Raw genomic sequence first — 21086 nt, 5'->3', positions numbered from 1 at the left:
GTGTGATCCGCGGCGCGGGCACGTCCCCTGTCCCGCCGTGTCCCCGCCCGGCGACGACCCGGGAACCCGCCCGCTCAGCGCTCCCCGTGCGCGTACCGGCGCACGGCGAGCGGCGCGAACACCGCGAGCAGCACCGCACACCAGGCCAGTGATCCGGCGACGGGGTGCGCCACCGGCCAGGCGGCCCCCTCCGGCACGGGTGCGTTGCCGAAGAGATCGCGCAGCGCCGTGGTCACCGCGCTGATCGGATTCCACTCGGCGACCGTGCGCAGCCACCCGGGCAGCCCCTCGGTCGGGATGTACGCGTTGGACAGCAGCGGCAGGACGAAGGTCGCCCCGCCCAGCTGGCCGGCGGCCTCCTCGCTGCGGGTGAGCAGTCCCAGGAAGATCCCGATCCACGTCGTCGCGAACCGGAACAGCAGCAGCAGCCCCACGGCGCCCGCCGCGCCGAGCGCACCGCCCTCCACCCGCCAGCCCACCGCGAGCCCGACCAGCAGGAGGGGCACCGTCCCGGCGGCCGTGACGAGCACGTCCGCGACCGACTGCCCCAGCGGCACCGCCGCCCGGCTCACCGGCAGGGTGCGCAGCCGGTCCGTCACGCCCCGGTGCGTGTCCTGGGCGGCCTGGAACATGCCCGTCATGATCCCGTTCGCCGCCGTCGCCACCAGCAGGCCCGGCACGAGGAAGGACCGGTACTCCGCGCCCGGCATCGCCAGCGCGCTGCCGAACACGTAGCCGAAGAACAGCAGCATCGTGACCGGCATCGACTGGGTGAGGATCAGCAGCCCCGGATTGTTCCGGAGCCGCCGCAACTGCCGGCCCAGCATCGCCGTGCCGTCGTACGCCAGGTCGTACGGCGTGGTCGTTCCCGTCGTCGCGCTCATGCCGCGAGCTCCTTGCTGCCGGTCAGGCGGAGGAAGACGTCGTCCAGGGTCGGCGGGCGCAGACTCGCGTCCACCAGCGGCACGCCCGCCGCGTCGAGTTCGCGCACCAGGCGCGGGAGTGTCAGGGTCGGGTCGGTGCTCGCCGCGCCGACCGTCCGGCGTTCGTGGTCGAGCACCGGTGCCGCCCCGGTGAGCCGGTCGAGGACGGCGGCCGCCCTCTCCATGGCGTCCGCGTCCGCGACGACGGCCTCCGCGTGCGCCCCGACCAGCGCCTTCAGCTCGGCAGGCGATCCCGTGTGCGCCACCCGGCCCCGGTCCACCAGGGCGATGTCGTCGGCGAGGCGGTCGGCCTCCTCCAGGTACTGCGTGGTCAGCACCACGGTCGTGCCGTCCTCCTTCAGGGCGCGCACCGCTTCCCAGATCTGGTTCCGGCTGGCCGGGTCCAGCCCGGTCGTCGGCTCGTCCAGGAAGAGCACCTCGGGCCGGCGGATCAGGCTCGCGGCCAGGTCGAGACGGCGCCGCATGCCGCCCGACAGGGTCGACGCGGGCCGGTCGGCGGCCTCGGCGAGGCCGAACCGGTCGAGCAGTTCGGCGGTCCGCGCGGAGGCGTCCCGCACCCGGTGCAGCCGGGCGAACAATCGCAGGTTCTGGCGTCCGGTGAGGTCCCCGTCGACCGAGGCGTACTGCCCGGTCACGCCGATCCGGCGCCGGACGGCCGCGGCCTCCCGCACGAGGTCGTGCCCGGCGATCCGCGCCGAGCCGGCGTCCGGTCGCAGCAGCGTGGTCAGGAGCCGCACGGCCGTGGTCTTGCCCGCCCCGTTCGGCCCGAGCAGTCCGCACACGGTGCCCTCGGCCACCGCGAGGTCCAGCCCGCGCAGGGCGCGCACGTCGCCGAAACGCTTCTCCAGACCTTCACTAAGTACAGCGTACGTAGTAGTCATGGGTCGACCATAGCGCACTACGTACGGTGTACGTAACTACGATGGAGGCCGAGGTGATGACAGATGGCGGGCCGAGCGGCCGAACCCGAAGTGATCTGGGCGCGCCCCGAGCGCACCGGCCGGGGACCGAGACCGGCGTACACCCGCGCCGACATCGCCGCGGCATCGGTGCGGATCGCCGACGCCGAGGGCCTGGACGCGGTCTCGATGCGCCGCGTCGCCTCCGAACTGGGCTGCGGCACCATGTCGCTGTACAACTACGTCCCCCGTAAGGAGGACCTGCACGAGCTGATGATGGACGCCGTCAGCGGCGAGCACGAGCTGTGGGAGCCGAGCGGCGACTGGCGCGCCGACATGCTCCGGGTCGCCCACCAGACCCGCGCGCTGATGCACCGCCACCCCTGGCTGCCCCGGCTGATGTCCGCGGTCCACGGCTTCAGCCCCAACGCCCTGCGCTACCTGGAGCACTGCCTGGCCTGCCTCGACCCCTTCGACGCGCCCTACGGCACGAAGATGGAGCTGGTGGCGATGGTGAACGGCGTCGTGACGACCTACGTCGGCAGCGAACTCGCCACCGTCGAGCGCACCCGCTCGCTGCCCTGGTCCCAGGAGCAGGAGAACGCGGCGCGGATCGCGTACCTGGGCAGCCGGCTGGCCAGCGGCGCCTACCCGCGCCTGGCCGCCTCCTTCGCCCAGGACGCCGGCCCCATCGACATGGAGGCGGTGTTCGAGCGGGCGCTTCAGCGGGTGCTGAACGGGTTCGAATGAACCCCAACTGGCCTGCGGCCGGGCCTCCGACGGGGCCCGCCCGTCGCGAATCAGGGTCTTTCGGGCGGGGTCTCGGCAACTCGCCGAGGAGGCCTGCTTCGAGCGGCTCACCGACGAGGAGACCGCCCTGCCGGAGCGGTGACCGATCCCTACAGCAGAGCCAGTTGACCCTCCGGGCCCTCCTCCGGTCCGTCCAGGACCGAGGCCGGTCCACGGGCGGTCCCGGGGGCCGGCAGCACGCCCGCGGCGTGCAGTTCCGTGGCCGTGACCGGATCCGTCACCGTCAGCTCCGCACAGCGCGGGCGCAGCTCTGCGAGCAGGGCGAGGACCGTGATCAGCTCCAGCAGCTCGGACGTCCAGGCCTGCGGCCAGCCGGCCGGGCGGATCGCCGCCAGCGTGCCCGGTTCGCCCTCGGCGGTGCGGGCCGCGAACCACTGCTCCAGGACCCGCACCCCGCCCACTTCGAAGTCCCAGGCGCCGGACGGCACGGGGGAGACGCGGCCCCCGTCGAGGTGCAGGGCCTCCTCGTCCCGGTCGTAGTGAAGGGTCAGCGGGCGCGCGGGCAGCGGGGCGCGGACGTAGGGGCGGCGTCCGCCGGGCAGTTTGGGGCGCTCGCCGTCGCGGCGCATCAGCCACAGCGCGCGGCGGCCCAGCGAGACGCCGTGCTCCCACTGCGCGGGGTCGGCGGTCAGCGGCACCACGGGGCCGGGACGGACGGCCGCCACCATCCACGCCAGCACGTCCAGCGGACCGGGGCGCAGCCCGAGCCGGCCGGCCAGGTGGTCCAGCAGCCCGGGGGCCAGGTTCGGCTCGGCCCCGCCGGGACGCCGGTGCAGCGGGCGGACGCGGGCCGGACCGAACAGGGGCAGGAGCGAGGTCGCGAGCAGGAGGGGGCCGGCGGCGTCGGACGTCTCCACGACGAAGACCTGCCGCTCGTCGGCCACCCGCCACAGCTCGGGACGGGCCGCGTCGATCAGCCGGTGGTCGGGAATCAGCCACTGCTCGTCGAAGGGCGCCCGCAGCACCCGTACGGGCTCCGGGCAGGGGCCCGAGGCGCGCGCCAGCCGTTCCGTGCCGCCCGACGTGCCCGGCAGCTGCCCGACCGCCGTGTGCGGCGTGCGCGAGCGCGTCGGCTGGAACAGGGCCTCGCGGTCGGGTCCCTCCGCCTTCACCAGGGCGTCCCAGCGGGCCCTCGGGGACGCCGGGTCGGGGGCCGCCGGCCACCCCCGGCCGAGCCGCGGCGGTGCGACGGACCACGGCATGAGGTCCGCCAGCGGCGGAGCGTCGTCGTGCGTCACGCCGGGCATCGTACGACGGCGCGCCGCGTCCTCACGTGGCGTCCAGGGTGACCGTGAAGGAGAAGCGGTCCCCCCGGTAGTGGATGACGGCCACGTCCAGCACCCGTCCCGCCGTGTCGTAGGTGATGCCCGTGTAGTGCAGGATCGGGCTGAGCAGCGGCACCTCGAGCAGCCGCGCCGTCTCCGGGTCCGCGAGCCGGGCCTCGACGGTGTCCGTGATCCGGCTGATGTCCATGCCGACCACGTCCCGCAGCACCTTGGTCATCGGCCACCGCGCGAGGTCGTCCGGGTCGATGCGGGCGGCCAGTTCGGGACGGATGTAGTTGCGTGCGTGGTTGGTGGGCTCGCCGGTCTTCTCGTCGCAGCGCAGCCGGTGGTACGTCGCCGCATCGGCCAGGTCCGGGAAGTACTCGGCGAGTTCGGGCGGCACGGGAGCGGTGCCGTGGCCCAGCAGCTCGGCCTTCATGCCGGACTGCTGGGCCACGATGGCGTCCACCGAGCCCAGCAGCCGCACGGGGGCGCCCCGCCGGGCGTGCGGCTCGATGAACGTGCCGCGCCGCCGGTGGCGGGTGATCAGGCCCTCGTCCTCCAGCTCCTTGAGCGCCTGCCGCATGGTCAGCACGCTCACCCCGTAGTGCCCGGCCAGCTGCTCCTCCGTGGGCAGGCGCAGCGGGTCCCGGGGCGAGCGGCCGAGTATCGAGGCGCGCAGGGACTGCGACACCTGGTACCAGAGCGGCAGCTTGCGGTTCAGGACGATGGAGTCCGGGGCGAAGGAGGTCACGGGCCATCCGTACCGGTAGGGGAATCCTCAGTGCAAGGGGCGGAAGTGGCGCTCCAGTCCCTGCCAGACGTCGTCGTAGCGCTGCTGGAGGTGCTCGGCGCGGGTCGCCTGGGGCGTCAGGCTCACCGGCCACCGGGTCTCGAACATGAACGCCAGCCCGTCGTCGATCTTCTGCGGCCTCAGCTCGGCGGCGCTCGCCCGGTCGAAGGTCTCCCGGTCCGGGCCGTGCGCCGACATCATGTTGTGCAGCGAGCCGCCGCCCGGCACGAACCCCTCGGCCTTGGCGTCGTAGGCGCCCTCGATGAGGCCCATGTACTCGCTCATCACGTTCCGGTGGAAGTACGGCGGCCGGAAGGTGTCCTCGCCCACCAGCCAGCGCGGCGCGAAGACCACGAAGTCGACGCCCGCGAGACCCGGGGTGTCGGACGGGGAGGTGAGCACCGTGAAGATCGACGGGTCGGGGTGGTCGTAGGAGATCGTGCCGATCACGTTGAAGCGGCGCAGGTCGTAGACGTACGGCACGTGGTTGCCGTGCCAGGCGACCACGTCGAGCGGGGAGTGGTCGTAGACGGCCGTCCAGAGGTTGCCGCAGAACTTGTTGACCACCTCCACCGGGCCCTCCACGTCCTCGTACGCCGCGACCGGCGCCCGGAAGTCCCGGGCGTTGGCGAGGCCGTTGGCGCCGATCGGGCCGAGGTCGGGCAGGCGGAAGGGGGCGCCGTAGTTCTCGCAGACGTAACCGCGGGCGTCGTCGTCGAGGAGCTCCACGCGGAAGCGCACCCCGCGCGGGATCAGCGCCACGTGGCCCGGCTCGGCGTGCAGCAGCCCGAACTCGGTGCGCAGCAGCAGGCCGCCGCGCTCCGGCACGATCAGCAGCTCGCCGTCGGCGTCGCTGAAGACGCGCTCCATGGAGGTGTCGGCGCGGTACAGGTGGACGGCCATGCCGGTGCGCTGGGTCGCGTCGCCGTTGCCCCCGAGGGTCCACAGGCCCGCCAGGAAGTCCGTCCCGGCCTCGGGCTCGGGCAGCGGGTTCCACCGCAGCCGGTTGGGGTCCGGCACGCACTGGGTGAACGGCGCGGTGCGCAGCGCGCCGTTGCCGGTCCGGGTGAACGCCGGGTGCGCGGCCGACGGGCGGATGCGGTACAGCCACGAGCGCCGGTTGTGCGCCCGCGGCTCCGTGAAGGCCGAGCCGCTGAGCTGCTCGGCGTACAGCCCCAGGGGCGCCCGCTGCGGCGAGTTCCGGCCCTCGGGGAGGGCCCCCGGAACGGCCTGCGAACTGTGCTCGTTGCCGAAGCCGAACAGGTAGGTCAGGCCCTCCGCGGTCTTCCGCGCGTCCCCGCTCATTGATCGCTCCCTCGCAATCTGATTCCTATGCGTCACCGTAGGATTGCGGTTTCCCGGGCGCAAGAGGGCGAGCGGACCTTCGTCCTCCTCCTGGGGGACGATGACCGGAACCAGACCTCTGGGGGATCCGGACTGTCGGACCGGTGTTCTACTCTCCCGGCATGTCGTGGACGCGGGAAGCAGCCGCCGCGCTCGCGGTCTGTGTCCTGTTGCTGACCGGATCCGCGGGCTGCGGCTCCAGTGACGGGGAAAAGCCGGAGGCCGGGGCGTCGCCGACGTCGGCGGGCCGGCTCCTCGAGAACACCGACGAGGGCGGCCGGCGCTACCGGGAGGCGGACGCCGGGCAGGCACCCGAGGTCGGCATCGAGGTGCAGCCCGACACGGACGACACCTGGGACGTCAGGCTGACCGTCCGCCACTTCCGGTTCTCGCCGCCCGGCACGGAGGCCGCGGCGGTGGCCGGCCGCGGTGTGGCGCACCTCTTCGTCGACGGGGACCTCGTCACCGTCCTGCGCGGCCCCCGGTACCGCCTGACCGCCGAACTCGTCCCGCGCGGCACCCACCACGTCACCGCACGGCTGTACGCCGACGACGGCACCGTCTGGGCCGTCGACGGCGAGCCGGTGGAGAGCACGGCGGACATCACGGCCTCGGAGGCGGAGCCGACCGGGGCCACGGAACCGGCGCTCCGCGAGGACGCGGCCCCGCCCGCCGCCGTCCGCACGGGTACCGGAGACCACGGTTCCCCGGACCGTGGCGGAAAGGCATCATGATGCACGTGCCCCACGCGACCCCGCTCCGTCGTGCCCCCGTGCAGCGGCGCAGCGCCGAACGGCTGACCCGGATCCTCGACGCCTGCGCCGCCCTCCTCGACGAGGTCGGCTACGACGGGCTGAGCACCCGGGCCGTGGCCCAGCGCGCCGGCGTCCCCATCGGCTCGGTGTACCGCTTCTTCGGCAACAAGCGGCAGATGGCCGACGCGCTGGCGCAGCGCAACCTCGAGCGCTACGCCGAGCGCGTGACCGAGCGGCTGACGGAGGCCGGTGACGGGGGCTGGCGGGACGCCCTCGACGCCGTGCTCGACGAGTACCTGGCGATGAAGCGGACCGCGCCCGGCTTCTCGCTGGTCGACTTCGGCAACCAGATACCGGTCGGCGGACGCCAGGCCGAGCCCAACCACCGCGTCGCCGACCGGGTCACCGAACTGCTCGCCGGCTACCTCGGCCGCCACCCCGACGACGACCTGCGCCGCGCCTTCCTGGTCGCCGTGGAGACCGCCGACACCCTCGTCCAGCTCGCCTTCCGGATGGCGCCGGACGGCGACGAGGCGATCATCGGCGAGGCCCGGGAGCTGCTGGCGGCGTATCTGGGGCGCGTGCTCGACTGACGCGCGGCAAGGCCGTCGCCGCCGGGTTCCGCCAAGGTCTCCCCGCCATGCCTACCGGTCGGTATGCTCGCCCCGAGGTTCCACGTCCGCGCGCCACCGCCGCCGTCCTCCGGGAGGACCCGTGTCCCGCACCGCCCTGCGTATCTGCCCCCTGTGCGAGGCCACCTGCGGCCTGACCCTGACCGTCGAGGGCACCAGGGTCACCGCCGCCCGCGGCGACCGCGACGACGTCTTCAGCCGCGGGTTCATCTGCCCGAAGGGGGCCTCCTTCGGCGCCCTCGACGCCGACCCCGACCGGCTGCGCGCACCCCTCGTGCGCCGGGACGGCGAGCTGCGCGAGGCCACCTGGGAGGAGGCGTTCGACGCGGTCGCCGAGGGCGTCCGCCCCGTCGTCGAACGGTACGGCCCGCACGCCGCCGGCATCGTCCTCGGCAACCCCAACGTGCACACCGTGGCCGGCGCCCTCTACCCGCCGGTCCTGCTCGGCGCGCTCGGCACCCGCAGCCTCTTCACCGCCTCCACGCTCGACCAGATGCCCAAGCACGTCTCCAGCGGCCTGCTGTACGGCGACGCGGGCGCCATCCCGGTGCCCGACCTCGACCGCACCGACCACCTGCTCCTCATCGGCGCCAACCCGCTGGAGTCCAACGGCAGTCTGTGCACGGCGCCCGACTTCCCCGGCCGGCTGAAAGCCCTCAGGGCCCGCGGCGGCACCCTCACCGTCGTCGACCCGCGCCGCACCCGCACCGCGAAGCTCGCCGACCGGCACGTGGCGATCCGCCCCGGCACGGACGCCCTGCTCCTCGCCGCGATGGCCAACGTCCTGTACGAGGAGGGCCTGGTGGACCTCGGCGCCCTCGCGCCGCACGTCGAGGGCGTCGCTGAACTGGGCGACGCCGTACGGGACTTCACTCCGGAGTCCGTCGCCGCCGCCTGCCACGTGGACGCCGGGACGACACGTGCCCTCGCCCGCGAACTCGCCGCCGCCCCCACCGCCGCCGTCTACGGCCGCATCGGCAGCTGCACCGTCCCGCACGGCACCCTCGCCAGCTGGCTCGTGGACGTCCTCACCGTCCTCACCGGCAACCTCGACCGGCCCGGGGGTGCCCTCTTCCCGCAGGCCGCCACCGACCGGACCCCGCGCCCCGCAGGGCCCGGCCGGGGCTTCGCGCTCGGCCGCTGGCACTCCCGGGTGAGCGGGTACCCCGAGGCGAAGGGCGAGCTGCCGCTGTCCGCCCTCGCCGAGGAGATCGACACCGCGACCGGCGAGGGCGAGCCGGTACGCGCACTGATCACGGTCGCCGCCAACCCCGTGCTGTCCGCTCCCGACGGCGACCGGCTCGACAAGGCGCTGGCCTCGCTGGACTTCATGGTGAGCGTCGACCCGTACCTGAACGAGACCTCGCGCCACGCCCACGTCGTCCTGCCGCCGCCCCCGCCGGCCCAGAGCCCGCACCACGACTTCGCCTTCAACGGCCTCGCCGTGCGCAACCAGGTCCGATACACCCGGCCCGCCGTCCCCCTCGAACCCGGCCGGACGGCCGAGACCGAGATCCTGGCCCGGCTGGTGCTCGCCGTCTCCGGCGGGCACGGCGCCGATCCCGCCGCCGTCGACGCCATGGTGATCGAGCAGACCCTCGGCAAGGCCGTACGGGACCCGCACTCTCCCGTCCACGGGCGCGACCCGAGCGACCTCGCCGCCCGCCTCACCGGCGTCGACGGCCCCGAGCGGCGGCTGGACATGATGCTGCGCCTCGGCCCCTACGGCGACGGGTTCGGCGCCCGCCCCGACGGGCTGACGCTGGACCGGCTGCTCGCCCACCCGCACGGCATCGACCTCGGTCCGCTGCGCCCGCGCCTGCCGCAGCCGCTGAGGACCCGCAGCGGGAAGGTGGAGCTGCTCCCCGCGCCCATCGTCGGCGACCTGCCGCGTCTGAGGCGCGCCATGGACGAGCGCCCCGAGGGGCTCCTCCTGGTCGGCCGGCGCCACCTGAGGTCGAACAACAGCTGGATGCACAACGTCCCCGCCCTCACCGGCGGCTCCAACCGCTGCACCCTGCACGTCCACCCCGACGACGCCGGCCGGCTCGGCCTGCGGGACGGGGAGCCGGTGCGCGTCAAGGGGGCCGGGGGAGAGGTGACCGCCCCCGCCGAGGTCACCGACACCGTCCGGCCGGGCGTGGTCAGCCTCCCGCACGGCTGGGGCCACGACCGGCCCGGCACCCGCCTCGCCCACGCCGCCGGCGACCCCGGCGTCAACGTCAACCAGCTCCTCGACGGCAGCCTGCTGGACCCGCTCTCGGGCAACGCGGTCCTCAACGGCATCCCCGTCGAGCTCGCCCCGACGGCCCGGCCCTGACCCGCCCCCGACCTGAGCAAAGCTGTGACCTGGAGTTTTGCGCTTATTGCTCGCATGTCAACGTCTTGTTAACGCGGCTTCGCGCCACCTAACGTCGCTCGCACCGCCTGCCCCGGTGGGATGTTCAAGGGCGAACGTTAGGTATCCATTCATGCTGACCATCCTCGGCTTCGCCATGATCGCGACCTTCCTGGTCCTGATCATGATGAAGAAGATGTCGCCGATCGCGGCGCTCGTGCTGATCCCCGCGCTGTTCTGCGTGTTCGTCGGCAAGGGCGCCCATCTGGGCGACTACGTCATCGACGGCGTGTCCAGCCTCGCCCCCACCGCGGCGATGCTCATGTTCGCGATCGTCTACTTCGGGGTGATGATCGACGTCGGGCTGTTCGACCCGATCGTCCGGGCGATCCTGAAGTTCTGCAAGGCCGATCCGATGCGGATCGTCGTCGGCACGGCGCTGCTGGCCGCGATCGTCTCCCTGGACGGCGACGGCTCGACCACCTTCATGATCACGGTCTCGGCCATGTACCCGCTGTACAAGCGGCTGAAGATGAGCCTCGTCGTGATGACGGGTGTCGCCGCGATGGCCAACGGCGTGATGAACACCCTGCCCTGGGGCGGCCCCACCGCCCGCGCCGCCACCGCGCTGAAGGTCGACGCCACCGACATCTTCGTGCCGATGATCCCGGCCCTGGCCGTGGGCCTGGCCGCGGTCGTCGTCCTGGCCTACGTCCTCGGTGTGCGCGAGCGCCGGCGGCTCGGCACCCTGACGCTGGACGAGACGCCGGTGCGGGAGGACGAGAGCGAGACGGTGCTGGTCGGCGCGGGTGCGGCGGCCGGCACGGGACCGGGCGGCGCGTCCCGCACCGGTGCCGGTGCCGGCACCGGCGTCGGCAGGGCGTCCGCGGATGCCGGCGGCCCGGCCGCGGGGGCGGGCGAGGCGGACGACACGTTCCAGGGCCTGGACCCGCACCGCGCCACCCTGCGTCCCAGGCTGTACTGGTTCAACGCGCTGCTCACGGTCGCCCTGCTGACCGCCATGATCATGGAGCTGCTGCCGATCCCGGTGCTGTTCCTGATCGGCGCGGCACTCGCCCTCACCGTCAACTTCCCGCACATCCCCGACCAGAAGGCCCGGATCGCGGCCCACGCCGACAACGTCCTCAACGTCTCCGGCATGGTCTTCGCCGCCGCCGTCTTCACCGGCGTCCTCACCGGCACCGGCATGGTCGACCACATGGCCAACTGGCTGGTGGACACCATCCCCGACGGCATGGGCCCGCACATGGGGCTCGTCACCGGCCTGCTGAGCCTGCCCCTGACCTACTTCATGTCGAACGACGGCTTCTACTTCGGCGTCCTGCCGGTGCTCGCCGAGGCCGGCCACGCGCACGGCGTGTCGACGCTGGAGATCGCCCGCGCCTCGATCGTCGGCCAGCCGCTGCACATGTCCAGCCCGCTCGTCCCCGCCGTGTACGTCCTGGTCGGCATGGCCAAGGTCGAGTTCGGCGACCACACCCGGTTCGTCGTGAAGTGGGCGGTCCTGACCAGCCTGGTGATCCTCGCGGCGGGCATCCTGTTCGGCATCATCTGATCACCGGCCCGGCTCCCACCGACCGTGTGCGGGGGCCGGACGCCCAGGAAGGACACGACCATGACGCCCGGTGGGAACCGCGGCTGGCTGCTCCGCCTCGTCATCGCCTTCGGCTTCGCTCAGGGGGCGGTGTCGATGGCCCGGCCCGCCGTCTCCTACCGGGCCCTAGCCCTGGGCGCGGACGAGCGGGCGATCGGTGTCATCGCCGGCGTGTACGCGCTGCTGCCGCTGTTCGCGGCCGTGCCGCTGGGCCGCCGCACCGACCACGGCCGCTGCGCCCCGCTGCTGCCCGCCGGCGTGGTGCTCATCGCCGGCGGCTGCGCGCTGAGCGGTGTCGCCGGGTCGCTGTGGGCGATGGCGCTGTGGAGCGGCGTCATGGGCCTCGGCCACCTCTGCTTCGTCATCGGCGCGCAGTCGCTGGTCGCCCGCCAGTCCGCGCCGCACGAACAGGACCGCAACTTCGGCCACTTCACCATCGGCGCCTCGCTCGGCCAGCTGGTCGGGCCCGTCGCGGCCGGCGCCCTGATCGGCGGCCCGGACATGGCGGGCAGCAGCGCGCTCGCCCTGGTCGTCGCGGGCGCGGGCGCGGCGGTCGCGTTCACGTCGCTGTGGCGCATCGAGCACCCGGCGGCCGCCGGGTCCCGCCGGGAGCAGGGGCCGCGCGTCCCGGTGGGAGGCATCCTGCGGGCCCGGGGCGTGCCCGCGGGCATCCTGATCAGCCTGTCGGTGCTGTCCGCGACCGACATCCTCACCGCCTACCTCCCGGTGGTCGGCGAGCACCGGGGCATCTCCCCGGCCGTGATCGGCGTCCTGCTCAGCCTGCGCGCGGCGGCCACGATCGCCTGCCGGCTGGTGCTGACGCCCCTCCTGCGGTGGCTCGGCCGCACCGTCCTGCTCACGGTGACCTGTCTGGTGGCGGCCGTGCTGTGCGCCGGGGTCGCGCTGCCGGTGCCGGTGTGGGCCCTGGGTGTGATGCTCGCCGTCCTCGGCTTCTGTCTGGGCGTCGGCCAGCCGCTGTCCATGACGACCGTCGTCCAGGCCGCCCCCGACGGGGCCCGCTCCACCGCCCTCGCCCTGCGCCTGACCGGCAACCGCCTCGGCCAGGTCGCCGCGCCGGCCGCGGCCGGTCTGATCGCCGGTGTCGCGGGCGTGGCCGCGCCCTTCGTGATGCTCGGCGCGCTGCTCCTGCTGTCCTCGGGCGTCGCCCTGCGCTCCCCGGCCGGGCCGGCGCCCGAGCGCGCGTCCGCTGCCGACGGCCCCGACCGGGGCCGGCCGTCGCACCGTACGGCGGGTCGGGGCGGTGGCCGGTGCGAGGGTCCGCCGGACCGGGGGAGATGATGGCGGTCACCATCAGGGGATCGGGGAGCAACCATGGCCGTACTCGTCCTGACCGGCGTCCTGCTGCTGGTCGCCGGAGGATGCGTCTGCGTCGTCCTGGCCGCGCGGGGAGGCCCCCGCTGGACCGGGGTGGTCGCCGCGGCGACCCTGGCGGCGGGCGAGCTGGTCCGCACCTCGCGGCGCCCGGGCGCCGGCCCGGGCCGGAGCGGCGGCGCGGACGACTAGCGTCGGCGCGGACGACTGGCGTCGGCGCCGCGCCGGACGGCTCCGCAGCTGCGGGGCGGGCCCGACCGCCCGGTGGTGCGGGGCCGGGACGGCTCCCGCTCCGGGGCGCGCACTGCCGCGGCGCGGGCCCGGCCCGCCGACCGCCCGGTGGTGCCGAGCCAGCCTCGATCGCCCGCCGTCGCACCGTCGCGACGCACGGTCCCGGTGGTGTCGGCCGCCGCGAGCAACTCCCCACGGGCTCCGCCCTGATCATTCCCTGAGACGCCCCCCGCCCCGAATCCGGCCGTCCGCTTTCTCACTGGACGGACACTCGCGTGAGATGCGGTCCGGTCTCTTCCCCGGCCGCGCACAGTCCGTTAACTTCCGTGACTCACACGCCCCGTGCGTCCCGTGCGGGGTGTCCGTCCACGAAGTCCCAGCGCCAGTGAGCCCCCGGGGGCACTCCATGACACGCGCCATCTCCCTGCACGACGTGAGCAAGACCTACGCGCGAGGCGTCCGCGTGGTGGACCGGCTGTCGCTGGACATCGCGCCCGGCGAGTTCCTCGTCCTGCTCGGCCCCTCCGGCTGCGGCAAGTCCACCCTGCTGCGCATGATCGCCGGACTGGAGGAGATCACCGAGGGCAGACTGCTGCTCGACGGCGCGTACGCCAACGACCTGCTCCCCGCCGAACGGCGCATGGCGATGGTCTTCCAGAACTTCGCCCTGTACCCCAACATGACGACCCGAGGGAACATCGGCTTCCCGCTGCGCGTCGAGGCACCCCAGGCCGACCACGGCCCCCGCGTGGACGCCACCGCCCGGATGCTGGGCATCGAGGACCTCCTCGACCGCTTCCCCGCCCAGCTCTCCGGCGGCGAACGCCAGCGCGTCGCCATGGGCCGGGCCATCTCCCGCCGGCCCACCGCCTTCCTGATGGACGAGCCCCTGTCCAACCTCGACGCCAAACTCCGCAACCACCTGCGCGCCGAGATCACCGGGCTGACCCGCGAACTGGGCGTCACCACCGTCTACGTGACCCACGACCAGTCCGAGGCGATGTCCCTCGGCGACCGGGTCGCCGTGCTGCGCGGCGGCGTGCTCCAGCAGGTGGACGCCCCGCGCACCGTCTACGCCCTGCCGCGCAACGTCTTCGTCGCCGCCTTCATCGGCACCCCCCGCATCAATCTGCTGCGCGGTCTCGTGCGCGCCCCGCTCGACGGGGCGATGACCGTCAGCCTGGGCAAGCAGTTCCTGCGCCTGCCCGAACCGCTCTCCCTGGACCACCAGTTGCTCCGCGTCCAGCAGGGCCGGGAGGTCATCGTGGGCCTGCGGTCGGAGGCCGTCCGGATCGCCGACCCCGCCTCCGCCCGCCCCGGCGAGGTGCTGCTCACCGGCCTGGTGGAACACGTCGAGTTCCAGGGCCACGAGGTCCTCGTCCACTTCAACACCGGTTCCCGGCCCGCCGTCGTCCCCGACCTGGAGGCCCCGCGGCCCGCCGCACGCCCCGCGGGCCGCCGCCGCCGCGACGGCACGGTCCTCGGCCGGCTGAGGGAGCGGGCGGGCGCCCTGCGCGCCGGTCCCGTGGTCGCCCTGGACGAGCCGCCGGAACCCGGGCCCGCGGTCACCGCCCCCGACGGCCGTCTGCCCGGTGACCTGATCGTCCGGACCACCCCCGACATCCACCTCCGCCACGGCATGCAGGTGCCTCTCCTCGTCGACCTCGCCCACCTGTTCGTCTTCGACCAGTACGGCGAACGGATCTGCCCCGACCCGGCCCGGCTGCCGGACCTGGAGGAGTGATTCCGGCCGCTGCCGGCCCTCCGGGAGGGTGAGCCGCGCCACCATGGCGGCCGCCTCTGGTGCCGTAAAACTATCGGCGCTAGTTTGGGGCCGGACGACGAGGCCCGCCCGGAAGGAACGCGATGAAGGCACACGACGGCATGTACATCGACGGAGCCTGGCGCCCCGCCGACGGACGGGACACGATCGACGTCGTGAACCCGGCCGACGAGCAGGTGATCGGCACGGTCCCCGCCGGCACCGCCCTGGACGTGGACGCCGCCGTACGGGCCGCCCGCGCCGCCCTGCCGGGCTGGGCCGCCACCCCGCCCGCCGAACGCGCCGCGCGGCTGGCGGCCCTGCGGGACGTGCTGGTGGCCCGCAAGGACGAGATCGCCGGGACCGTCACCGCGGAACTCGGCTCACCGCTGAAGTTCTCGCAGGCCGTGCACGCCGGCGCACCGATCGCGGTCGCGGGCTCCTACGCCGAGCTGGCGGCGACGTACGCCTTCGAGGAGAAGGTCGGCAACTCCGTCGTCCACCACGAGCCGATCGGCGTGGTCGGCGCCATCACCCCCTGGAACTACCCCCTCCACCAGATCGTCGCCAAGGTCGCCCCGGCGCTCGCGGCCGGGTGCACCGTCGTCCTGAAGCCAGCCGAGGACACCCCGCTCACCGCCCGGCTCTTCGCCGAGGCGGTGCACGAGGCGGGCGTCCCGGCGGGCGTCTTCAACCTGGTCACCGGCCTCGGCCCGGTCGCCGGCCAGGCCCTCGCCGAGCACCCCGACGTCGACCTGGTCTCGTTCACCGGCTCCACCGCCGTCGGCCGCCGGATCGGCGCCATCGCCGGCGCCGCCGTCAAGAAGGTCGCCCTCGAACTCGGCGGCAAGTCCGCCAACGTGATCCTGCCGAGCGCCGACCTGGCCAAGGCCGTGAACGTCGGCGTCGCCAACGTCATGTCCAACTCCGGTCAGACGTGCAGCGCCTGGACGCGCATGCTGGTCCACCGCGACCAGTACGACGAGGCCGTCGGGCTGGCCGCCGAGGCCGCCGCGAAGTACGGCGACCGGATCGGCCCGGTCGTCAACGCCAGGCAGTGGGAGCGGGTGCGCGGCTACATCGAGAAGGGCGTGGCCGAGGGCGCGCGCCTCGTCGCGGGCGGCCCCGAGGCCCCGCGCGAGCAGGGCTGGTACGTCCGCCCGACCGTCCTCGCCGACGTGACCGAGGACATGACCGTCGCCCAGGAGGAGATCTTCGGGCCGGTCCTGTGCGTGCTGCGCTACGAGGACGAGGAGGACGCCCTGCGGATCGCAAACGGCACGGTCTACGGCCTCGCCGGGGCCGTCTGGGCCGCCGACGAGGCGGAGGCCGTCGCCTTCGCCCGCCGCATGGACACCGGCCAGGTCGACATCAACGGCGGCCGCTTCAACCCGCTGGCCCCCTTCGGCGGCTACAAGCAGTCGGGCGTCGGCCGCGAACTGGGCGCGCACGGCCTCACCGAGTACCTCCAGACCAAGTCCCTCCAGTTCTAGTCAGGGGAGTTGCCCACCTCATGGCCGTCCGTACCGCTGTCCGCGCCGCCGTCGTACCCGCCGTAGGCTCCCCGCTGGAGGTCACCGAGATCGAGCTGCCGGAGCCGGGCCCCGGCCAGGTCCGGGTGAGGCTCGCCGCCGCCGGGGTCTGCCACTCCGACCTGTCCCTGTCCAACGGCACCATGCGCGTGCCGCTCCCCGCCGTCCTCGGCCACGAGGGCGCCGGCACCGTCGTCGCTGTCGGCGAGGGCGTCACCCACGTCGCGCCCGGCGACGGTGTCGTCCTCAACTGGGCCCCGTCCTGCGGCACCTGCCATCCCTGCTCGCTCGGCGAGGTCTGGCTGTGCGCCGACGCCCTGGCCGGCGCCGCGAACACGCACGCCCACCGCGCCGACGACGGCACCGCCCTGCACCCCGGCCTGAACGTCGCCGCGTTCGCCGAGGAGACGGTGGTGTCCGCGTCCTGCGTCCTGCCCAGCCCGGACGGTGTCCCGCTCACCGACGCCGCCCTGCTGGGCTGCGCCGTGCTCACCGGATACGGCGCCGTCCACCACTCGGCCCGGGTCCGGGAGGGCGAGACGGTCGCCGTGTTCGGCGTCGGGGGAGTGGGCCTCGCCGCCCTCCAGGCGGCCCGGATCGCGGGCGCCGCGACGATCGTCGCGGTCGACGTCTCCCCGGAGAAGGAGGAACTGGCCCGTGCCGCCGGCGCCACCGACTACCTGGTCGCCTCCGACGACACCGCCCGCGAGATCCGCGCCCTCACCGGCAGGCAGGGCGTCGACGTGGCCGTCGAGTGCGCCGGCCGCGCGGTCACCATCCGGACGGCCTGGGACTCCACCCGGCGCGGCGGCCGCACCACGGTCGTCGGCATCGGCGGCAAGGACCAGCAGGTCACCTTCAACGCCCTGGAGATCTTCCACTGGGGCCGCACCCTGTCCGGCTGCGTCTACGGCAACGCCGACCCGGCCCGGGACCTCCCGGTGCTGGCCGAGCACATCCGCACCGGCCGGCTGGACCTGGGAACCCTGGTGACGGAACGCATCGCCCTGGACGGCATCCCGGCGGCCTTCGAGAACATGCTGGCGGGCAAGGGCGGCCGGGCGCTGGTGGTCTTCTAACGCCTCGCGTCCGCGGGACGCGGCTCCGGAGTCCCGCCCGGCTCCGGGGCCCCGCCCGGCTCCGGGGCCGCCGCCGCGCGCCTCCTGGACCGCGACACCGCCACGCCCGCCAGGCACAGCGCCCCGCCCGCCAGGGTCAGCGGCCCCGGCACCTCGCCGAGCGCCAGCCACGACATCAGGACGACGAGGGCGGGCACCGCGTACGTCGTCGCCCCCATCCGGCCGGCGGTCGTCCGGGCCAGGGCGTACGCCCACGTCGTGAACGCCAGGGCGGTCGGGAACACGCCCAGGTAGACCACGTTGAGCGTCGCGGAGCCGGGCGCCGTCGCCGCCTCCCGCACCAGCTGCCCGGCGAACGGCAGGCAGAGCACCGCCCCGACCAGGCACCCGAACGTCGTCACCTGGAGCGCGCTCGCCCGGCCCAGCGCCGGCTTCTGGGCGACCACCCCGCCCGCGTACGCCACGGCCGCCAGCAGGCACAGCACCACCCCGAAGAGCGAGGAACCGCCCCCGCCGGACATCGACAGGCCCACGGTCACCGCACCGGCGAACGACACCGCCATCCCCGTCACCAGCCGCGGCGGCAGCGCGTCACCGAGCAGCCGGGCGCCCAGCAGCGCGATGAGGATCGGCCCGACGTTCACCACCAGGGCGGCCGTACCGGCGTCCACCCGCTGCTCGCCCCAGTTCAGGACGACCATGTAGAAGCCGAACCACAGCAGCCCGGATATCGCGATCCCCCGCCAGGCCGCCCGGGGCGGCAGCCCCTCCCGGCGCACCAGGCAGATCGCCCCGAGCGTCAGCGCGCCCGACAGCAGCCGCCCGAGCGCCAGCGCGCCCGGCGAGTAGGCCTCGCCCGCGCTGCGGATGGAGACGAAGGCCGAGGCCCACAGGACGACGGTGACCGTGGCGGCGCCGGCGGCGAGAAGTCCGGCACGGCGGGACGGGGCGGTGCTCATCATGCTCCAGAGGCTAGGAGGGCGGGAGGCGGGGGACCGGCGGATTCCGGACGGGGAGCGCGCTCAGCGCAGCGCCGACGGGTCGATGCCCAGCAGCTCGGACAGCGCGTCCTCGCCGGCCGGCGTCACCCTGACCGCCCGCTCCGAGCCGATGCGCACGCACCAGCCGGCGTCCAGGGCGTGCCGGCACAGGGCCGCGCCCGCGACGCCCGCGAGGTGGGGGCGGCGTTCGGTCCAGTCCAGGCAGGCTCGGGCCAGTGGGCGGCGCTTCGTGCGGTCGAGGCGGATCCCGGCGGCGTCGAACCAGCCGAGTCCCGCGTCGGTGAGCGCGAAGCCGGTGTCCTGGCGCAGCAGCCCGCGCCCGGTCAGCGCGTCGGTGACCGTGATCCCGAGGCGCCCGGCGAGGTGGTCGTAGCAGGTGCGCCCGCGGGCCATCGCCGACCCGGCGCTCGACGCGCGGAGGGTGCGCGGACGCCGGGCCGCCGCCTCGGGCGCGACCTGCGCGGCCAGGTCCTCGACGAGGTGCGCGATCCGCTCGTCGGCCAGCCTGACGTACCGGTGCCGTCCCTGGCGTTCCTCGCTGAGCAGGCCGCCGGCGACGAGCTTGCCGAGGTGCTCGCTGAGCGTCGACGGGGCGACGCCCGCATGCCGGGCCAGCTCGCCCGCGGTCCACGCCCGCCCGTCGAGCAGCGCCAGCAGGCAGGCGGCCCGGGTCTCGTCGGCGATGAGCCCGGCCAGCCGCGCGAGTCCGGGCGCCTCACCGTCCTTTTCCGTCATGCGTCCAGGATGCGGCACGGACATGTCGGCGGGCGCCGAAGTGTCCTCACGCCTCCCGCGCCGCCTGCTCGTACTGCCGCGCCAGCCCGTCCAGCAGGGCCGTCAGACCGGTCTCGAAGGCCCGCTCGTCGATCTTCTCCTGCTGCTCGGCCAGGAGGTGCGCCTTGCCGAGGTGGGGATAGTCGGCGGGGTCGTAGGCGCCGGCGTCGTCCGGGAACCCCCGCGCGAAGGAGCCGAGCGCGGACCCCATGACGAAGTACCGCATCAGCGCGCCGATGGACGTGGCCTGGGCCGGCGGCCAGCCCGCCGCGACCATCGCCCCGTAGACGGCGTCCGCGAGGTGCAGGGCGGCCGGGCGGCGGCCGGGCCCGTGGGCCAGCACCGGGACGATGTTGGGGTGGTCGCGCAGGGCCGCCCGGTAGGAGACGGCCCAGTCGTGCAGCGCGGTCCGCCAGTCCCGGCCGTCCTCGAACATCGACAGGTCGACCTGCGCGCTGACCGAGTCGGCGACGGCCTCCAGGATCTCGTCCTTGGTGCGGAAGTGGTTGTAGAGCGAGGGCCCGCTGACCCCCAGTTCCGCGGCGAGCCGGCGCGTGGAGACGGCGGCGAGGCCCTCCGCGTCCACCAGCGCGCGGGCCGTCTCGACGATCCGGTCGGTGCTGAGCAGGGGCTTGCGCGGTCGGGCCATGGCGCACATAGTAGGGCTGCGGCCGTAAACTAGCAGTGCTAATTTAAATGTCTGGCTTTCAAGCTACGGCCGCCCGGATCCGTCTTCTGTGGGGTGACCCGTCATGAACCTGGAGCTCAGCGAGGAGCAGACCGCCGTGCGGCAGCTCGCCCGGGACTTCGTGGAGCGCGAGATCGCCCCCCACGTCGTCGCCTGGGACCGCGCCGAGGAGGTGGACCGGTCCATCGTCAGGAAACTCGGCGAGGTCGGCTTCCTCGGGCTCACCGTCGACGAGGAGTACGGCGGTTCCGGCGGCGACCACCTCGCGTACTGCCTGGTGACGGAGGAGCTGGGGCGCGGCGACAGCTCCGTGCGCGGCATCGTCTCCGTCTCCCTCGGGCTGGTCGCCAAGACGATCGCCGCCTGGGGGGACGAGGAGCAGAAGCGCCGCTGGCTGCCGGGGCTGACCTCCGGCGAGTACGTCGGCTGCTTCGGCCTGACCGAGCCCGGCACCGGGTCGGACGCCGGGAACCTGTCCACCCGCGCGGTCCGCGACGGCGACGACTACGTCGTCAACGGCACCAAGATGTTCATCACCAACGGCACCTGGGCCGACGTCGTCCTGCTCTTCGCCCGCTCCACGGACGCCCCCGGCCACAAGGGCGTCTCCGCCTTCCTGGTGCCCACCGACACCCCCGGCCTGACCCGCCGCACCATCCACGGCAAGCTGGGGCTGCGCGGACAGGCCACCGCGGAACTGGTCCTGGAGGACGTCCGCGTCCCCGCCTCCGCGATGCTGGCCCCCGAGGGCAAGGGCTTCTCGGTCGCGATGTCGGCGCTCGCCAAGGGGCGGATGTCGGTCGCGGCCGGCTGCGTCGGCATCGCCCAGGCCGCCCTGGACGCGGCCGTGCGGTACGCGGGCGAACGCGAGCAGTTCGGCAGGACCATCGCCCACCACCAGCTGGTGCAGGAACTGATCAGCGACATCGCCCTCGACGTGGACGCGGCCCGGCTGCTGACCTGGCGGGTCGCCGACCTGATCGACCGGGGGCGGCCCTTCGCCGTCGAGTCCTCCAAGGCCAAGCTCTTCGCCTCGGAGGCCGCCGTCCGCGCCGCCAACAACGCGCTCCAGGTCTTCGGCGGCTACGGCTACATCGACGAGTACCCGGCCGGCAAGCTGCTGCGCGACGCCCGCGTGATGACCCTCTACGAGGGCACCAGCCAGATCCAGAAACTGGTCATCGGGCGCGCGCTGACGGGCGTCTCGGCCTTCTGAGTACCCGACCTGAGTACGTCGGCGGATGTGGGCGGCGGCCCAAACGCCCCCCCGGGTGCCCCACCGGTGTAATATA

At 74.1% G+C, this 21086-nt stretch carries 19 protein-coding genes; 11 read left to right on the top strand and 8 right to left on the bottom strand.

The features are described from left to right. Positions 1–74 precede the first annotated feature (74 nt). Positions 75–884 (bottom strand): ABC transporter permease, encoded by an 810-nt coding sequence (locus ACFWJB_RS28495; protein WP_385468981.1) that lies wholly within the window; start codon positions 882–884, stop codon positions 75–77. Beyond that, positions 881–1825, bottom strand: coding sequence for an ATP-binding cassette domain-containing protein (locus ACFWJB_RS28490; RefSeq protein WP_386925748.1), 945 nt, complete (start codon positions 1823–1825; stop codon positions 881–883). The genes ACFWJB_RS28495 and ACFWJB_RS28490 overlap by 4 nt, the downstream gene beginning before the upstream one ends. A gap of 63 nt (positions 1826–1888) precedes the next feature. On the opposite strand from ACFWJB_RS28490, the gene ACFWJB_RS28485 reads away from it, so the two are divergent. After that, positions 1889–2593 carry a TetR/AcrR family transcriptional regulator gene (locus tag ACFWJB_RS28485; RefSeq protein WP_385468987.1) on the top strand — a complete coding sequence of 235 codons (705 nt, stop codon included), beginning with the start codon at positions 1889–1891 and terminating at the stop codon, positions 2591–2593. 149 nt (positions 2594–2742) lie between these two features. Here the strand turns inward: ACFWJB_RS28485 and ACFWJB_RS28480 are convergent, their stop codons facing one another. Genes ACFWJB_RS28480 through hmgA form a run of 3 tightly spaced genes read right to left on the bottom strand, consistent with a single transcriptional unit; the run spans position 2743 to position 6016 of the window. Next, positions 2743–3900 carry a type ISP restriction/modification enzyme gene (locus ACFWJB_RS28480; RefSeq protein ID WP_385468990.1) on the bottom strand — a complete coding sequence of 386 codons (1158 nt, stop codon included), beginning with the start codon at positions 3898–3900 and terminating at the stop codon, positions 2743–2745. Positions 3901–3922: 22 nt separating this feature from the next. Further along, complete coding sequence (locus ACFWJB_RS28475; protein WP_385468993.1) at positions 3923–4672, bottom strand: GntR family transcriptional regulator; 750 nt, start codon at positions 4670–4672, stop codon at positions 3923–3925. Positions 4673–4699: 27 nt separating this feature from the next. Then, a complete protein-coding gene (hmgA, locus tag ACFWJB_RS28470; RefSeq protein WP_386925745.1) occupies positions 4700–6016 on the bottom strand; it encodes a homogentisate 1,2-dioxygenase in 1317 nt (438 codons plus the stop codon). 161 nt (positions 6017–6177) lie between these two features. On the opposite strand from hmgA, the gene ACFWJB_RS28465 reads away from it, so the two are divergent. From ACFWJB_RS28465 to ACFWJB_RS28425, 9 genes are all read left to right on the top strand, one after another. Continuing rightward, entirely contained in the window at positions 6178–6789 is a 612-nt protein-coding gene (locus ACFWJB_RS28465) for a hypothetical protein (RefSeq protein ID WP_386925743.1), read from the top strand. Then, a complete protein-coding gene (locus ACFWJB_RS28460; protein ID WP_385469002.1) occupies positions 6786–7403 on the top strand; it encodes a TetR family transcriptional regulator in 618 nt (205 codons plus the stop codon). Before ACFWJB_RS28465 ends, ACFWJB_RS28460 begins: the two co-directional genes overlap by 4 nt. A gap of 121 nt (positions 7404–7524) precedes the next feature. Continuing rightward, complete coding sequence (locus ACFWJB_RS28455) at positions 7525–9762, top strand: molybdopterin oxidoreductase family protein (RefSeq protein WP_386925740.1); 2238 nt, start codon at positions 7525–7527, stop codon at positions 9760–9762. A 151-nt stretch (positions 9763–9913) separates the two neighbouring features. Continuing rightward, entirely contained in the window at positions 9914–11356 is a 1443-nt protein-coding gene (locus ACFWJB_RS28450) for a CitMHS family transporter (RefSeq protein ID WP_385469008.1), read from the top strand. A gap of 60 nt (positions 11357–11416) precedes the next feature. Next, complete coding sequence (locus ACFWJB_RS28445) at positions 11417–12694, top strand: MFS transporter (protein WP_386925738.1); 1278 nt, start codon at positions 11417–11419, stop codon at positions 12692–12694. A gap of 33 nt (positions 12695–12727) precedes the next feature. Beyond that, complete coding sequence (locus ACFWJB_RS28440; protein ID WP_386925736.1) at positions 12728–12919, top strand: hypothetical protein; 192 nt, start codon at positions 12728–12730, stop codon at positions 12917–12919. Positions 12920–13364: 445 nt separating this feature from the next. Next, complete coding sequence (locus ACFWJB_RS28435; protein WP_386925734.1) at positions 13365–14702, top strand: ABC transporter ATP-binding protein; 1338 nt, start codon at positions 13365–13367, stop codon at positions 14700–14702. A gap of 122 nt (positions 14703–14824) precedes the next feature. After that, complete coding sequence (locus ACFWJB_RS28430) at positions 14825–16213, top strand: aldehyde dehydrogenase family protein (protein WP_385470721.1); 1389 nt, start codon at positions 14825–14827, stop codon at positions 16211–16213. Positions 16214–16233: 20 nt separating this feature from the next. Beyond that, the gene (locus ACFWJB_RS28425; RefSeq protein ID WP_386925732.1) at positions 16234–17331 is read left to right on the top strand and encodes a Zn-dependent alcohol dehydrogenase; all 1098 of its coding nucleotides are present in this window, start codon (positions 16234–16236) and stop codon (positions 17329–17331) included. Here the strand turns inward: ACFWJB_RS28425 and ACFWJB_RS28420 are convergent. From ACFWJB_RS28420 to ACFWJB_RS28410, 3 genes are all read right to left on the bottom strand, one after another. Next, complete coding sequence (locus ACFWJB_RS28420) at positions 17328–18290, bottom strand: DMT family transporter (RefSeq protein ID WP_386925791.1); 963 nt, start codon at positions 18288–18290, stop codon at positions 17328–17330. The two genes, ACFWJB_RS28425 and ACFWJB_RS28420, sit on opposite strands and share 4 nt — an antisense overlap. Before the next feature lie 63 nt (positions 18291–18353). Continuing rightward, positions 18354–19067 (bottom strand): ArsR/SmtB family transcription factor, encoded by a 714-nt coding sequence (locus tag ACFWJB_RS28415; RefSeq protein WP_386925730.1) that lies wholly within the window; start codon positions 19065–19067, stop codon positions 18354–18356. Positions 19068–19113: 46 nt separating this feature from the next. Next, positions 19114–19755 carry a TetR/AcrR family transcriptional regulator gene (locus ACFWJB_RS28410; protein WP_385470726.1) on the bottom strand — a complete coding sequence of 214 codons (642 nt, stop codon included), beginning with the start codon at positions 19753–19755 and terminating at the stop codon, positions 19114–19116. 103 nt (positions 19756–19858) lie between these two features. Here ACFWJB_RS28410 and ACFWJB_RS28405 point away from each other — a divergent pair, with 103 nt between their 5' ends. After that, the gene (locus ACFWJB_RS28405; RefSeq protein ID WP_386925727.1) at positions 19859–21010 is read left to right on the top strand and encodes an acyl-CoA dehydrogenase family protein; all 1152 of its coding nucleotides are present in this window, start codon (positions 19859–19861) and stop codon (positions 21008–21010) included. Positions 21011–21086 lie beyond the last annotated feature (76 nt).

This window comes from Streptomyces sp. NPDC127100 (assembly GCF_042724095.1).
Lineage (GTDB): Bacteria > Actinomycetota > Actinomycetes > Streptomycetales > Streptomycetaceae > Streptomyces.
Note: the sequence above shows the minus strand (reverse complement) of the source record. Positions and strands in the feature narration are given on the sequence as shown.

Bases quoted from the DNA above. Each gene is read 5' to 3' on its own strand.
- ACFWJB_RS28495 (WP_385468981.1), bottom strand. From the start codon at position 884: ATGAGCGCGACGACGGGAACGACCACGCCGTACGACCTGGCGTACGAC.
- ACFWJB_RS28490 (WP_386925748.1), bottom strand. From the start codon at position 1,825: ATGACTACTACGTACGCTGTACTTAGTGAAGGTCTGGAGAAGCGTTTC.
- ACFWJB_RS28485 (WP_385468987.1), top strand. From the start codon at position 1,889: ATGGCGGGCCGAGCGGCCGAACCCGAAGTGATCTGGGCGCGCCCCGAG.
- ACFWJB_RS28480 (WP_385468990.1), bottom strand. From the start codon at position 3,900: ATGCCCGGCGTGACGCACGACGACGCTCCGCCGCTGGCGGACCTCATG.
- hmgA (WP_386925745.1), bottom strand. From the start codon at position 6,016: ATGAGCGGGGACGCGCGGAAGACCGCGGAGGGCCTGACCTACCTGTTC.
- ACFWJB_RS28465 (WP_386925743.1), top strand. From the start codon at position 6,178: ATGTCGTGGACGCGGGAAGCAGCCGCCGCGCTCGCGGTCTGTGTCCTG.
- ACFWJB_RS28460 (WP_385469002.1), top strand. From the start codon at position 6,786: ATGATGCACGTGCCCCACGCGACCCCGCTCCGTCGTGCCCCCGTGCAG.
- ACFWJB_RS28450 (WP_385469008.1), top strand. From the start codon at position 9,914: ATGCTGACCATCCTCGGCTTCGCCATGATCGCGACCTTCCTGGTCCTG.
- ACFWJB_RS28445 (WP_386925738.1), top strand. From the start codon at position 11,417: ATGACGCCCGGTGGGAACCGCGGCTGGCTGCTCCGCCTCGTCATCGCC.
- ACFWJB_RS28440 (WP_386925736.1), top strand. From the start codon at position 12,728: ATGGCCGTACTCGTCCTGACCGGCGTCCTGCTGCTGGTCGCCGGAGGA.
- ACFWJB_RS28435 (WP_386925734.1), top strand. From the start codon at position 13,365: ATGACACGCGCCATCTCCCTGCACGACGTGAGCAAGACCTACGCGCGA.
- ACFWJB_RS28430 (WP_385470721.1), top strand. From the start codon at position 14,825: ATGAAGGCACACGACGGCATGTACATCGACGGAGCCTGGCGCCCCGCC.
- ACFWJB_RS28425 (WP_386925732.1), top strand. From the start codon at position 16,234: ATGGCCGTCCGTACCGCTGTCCGCGCCGCCGTCGTACCCGCCGTAGGC.
- ACFWJB_RS28420 (WP_386925791.1), bottom strand. From the start codon at position 18,290: ATGAGCACCGCCCCGTCCCGCCGTGCCGGACTTCTCGCCGCCGGCGCC.
- ACFWJB_RS28415 (WP_386925730.1), bottom strand. From the start codon at position 19,067: ATGACGGAAAAGGACGGTGAGGCGCCCGGACTCGCGCGGCTGGCCGGG.
- ACFWJB_RS28410 (WP_385470726.1), bottom strand. From the start codon at position 19,755: ATGGCCCGACCGCGCAAGCCCCTGCTCAGCACCGACCGGATCGTCGAG.
- ACFWJB_RS28405 (WP_386925727.1), top strand. From the start codon at position 19,859: ATGAACCTGGAGCTCAGCGAGGAGCAGACCGCCGTGCGGCAGCTCGCC.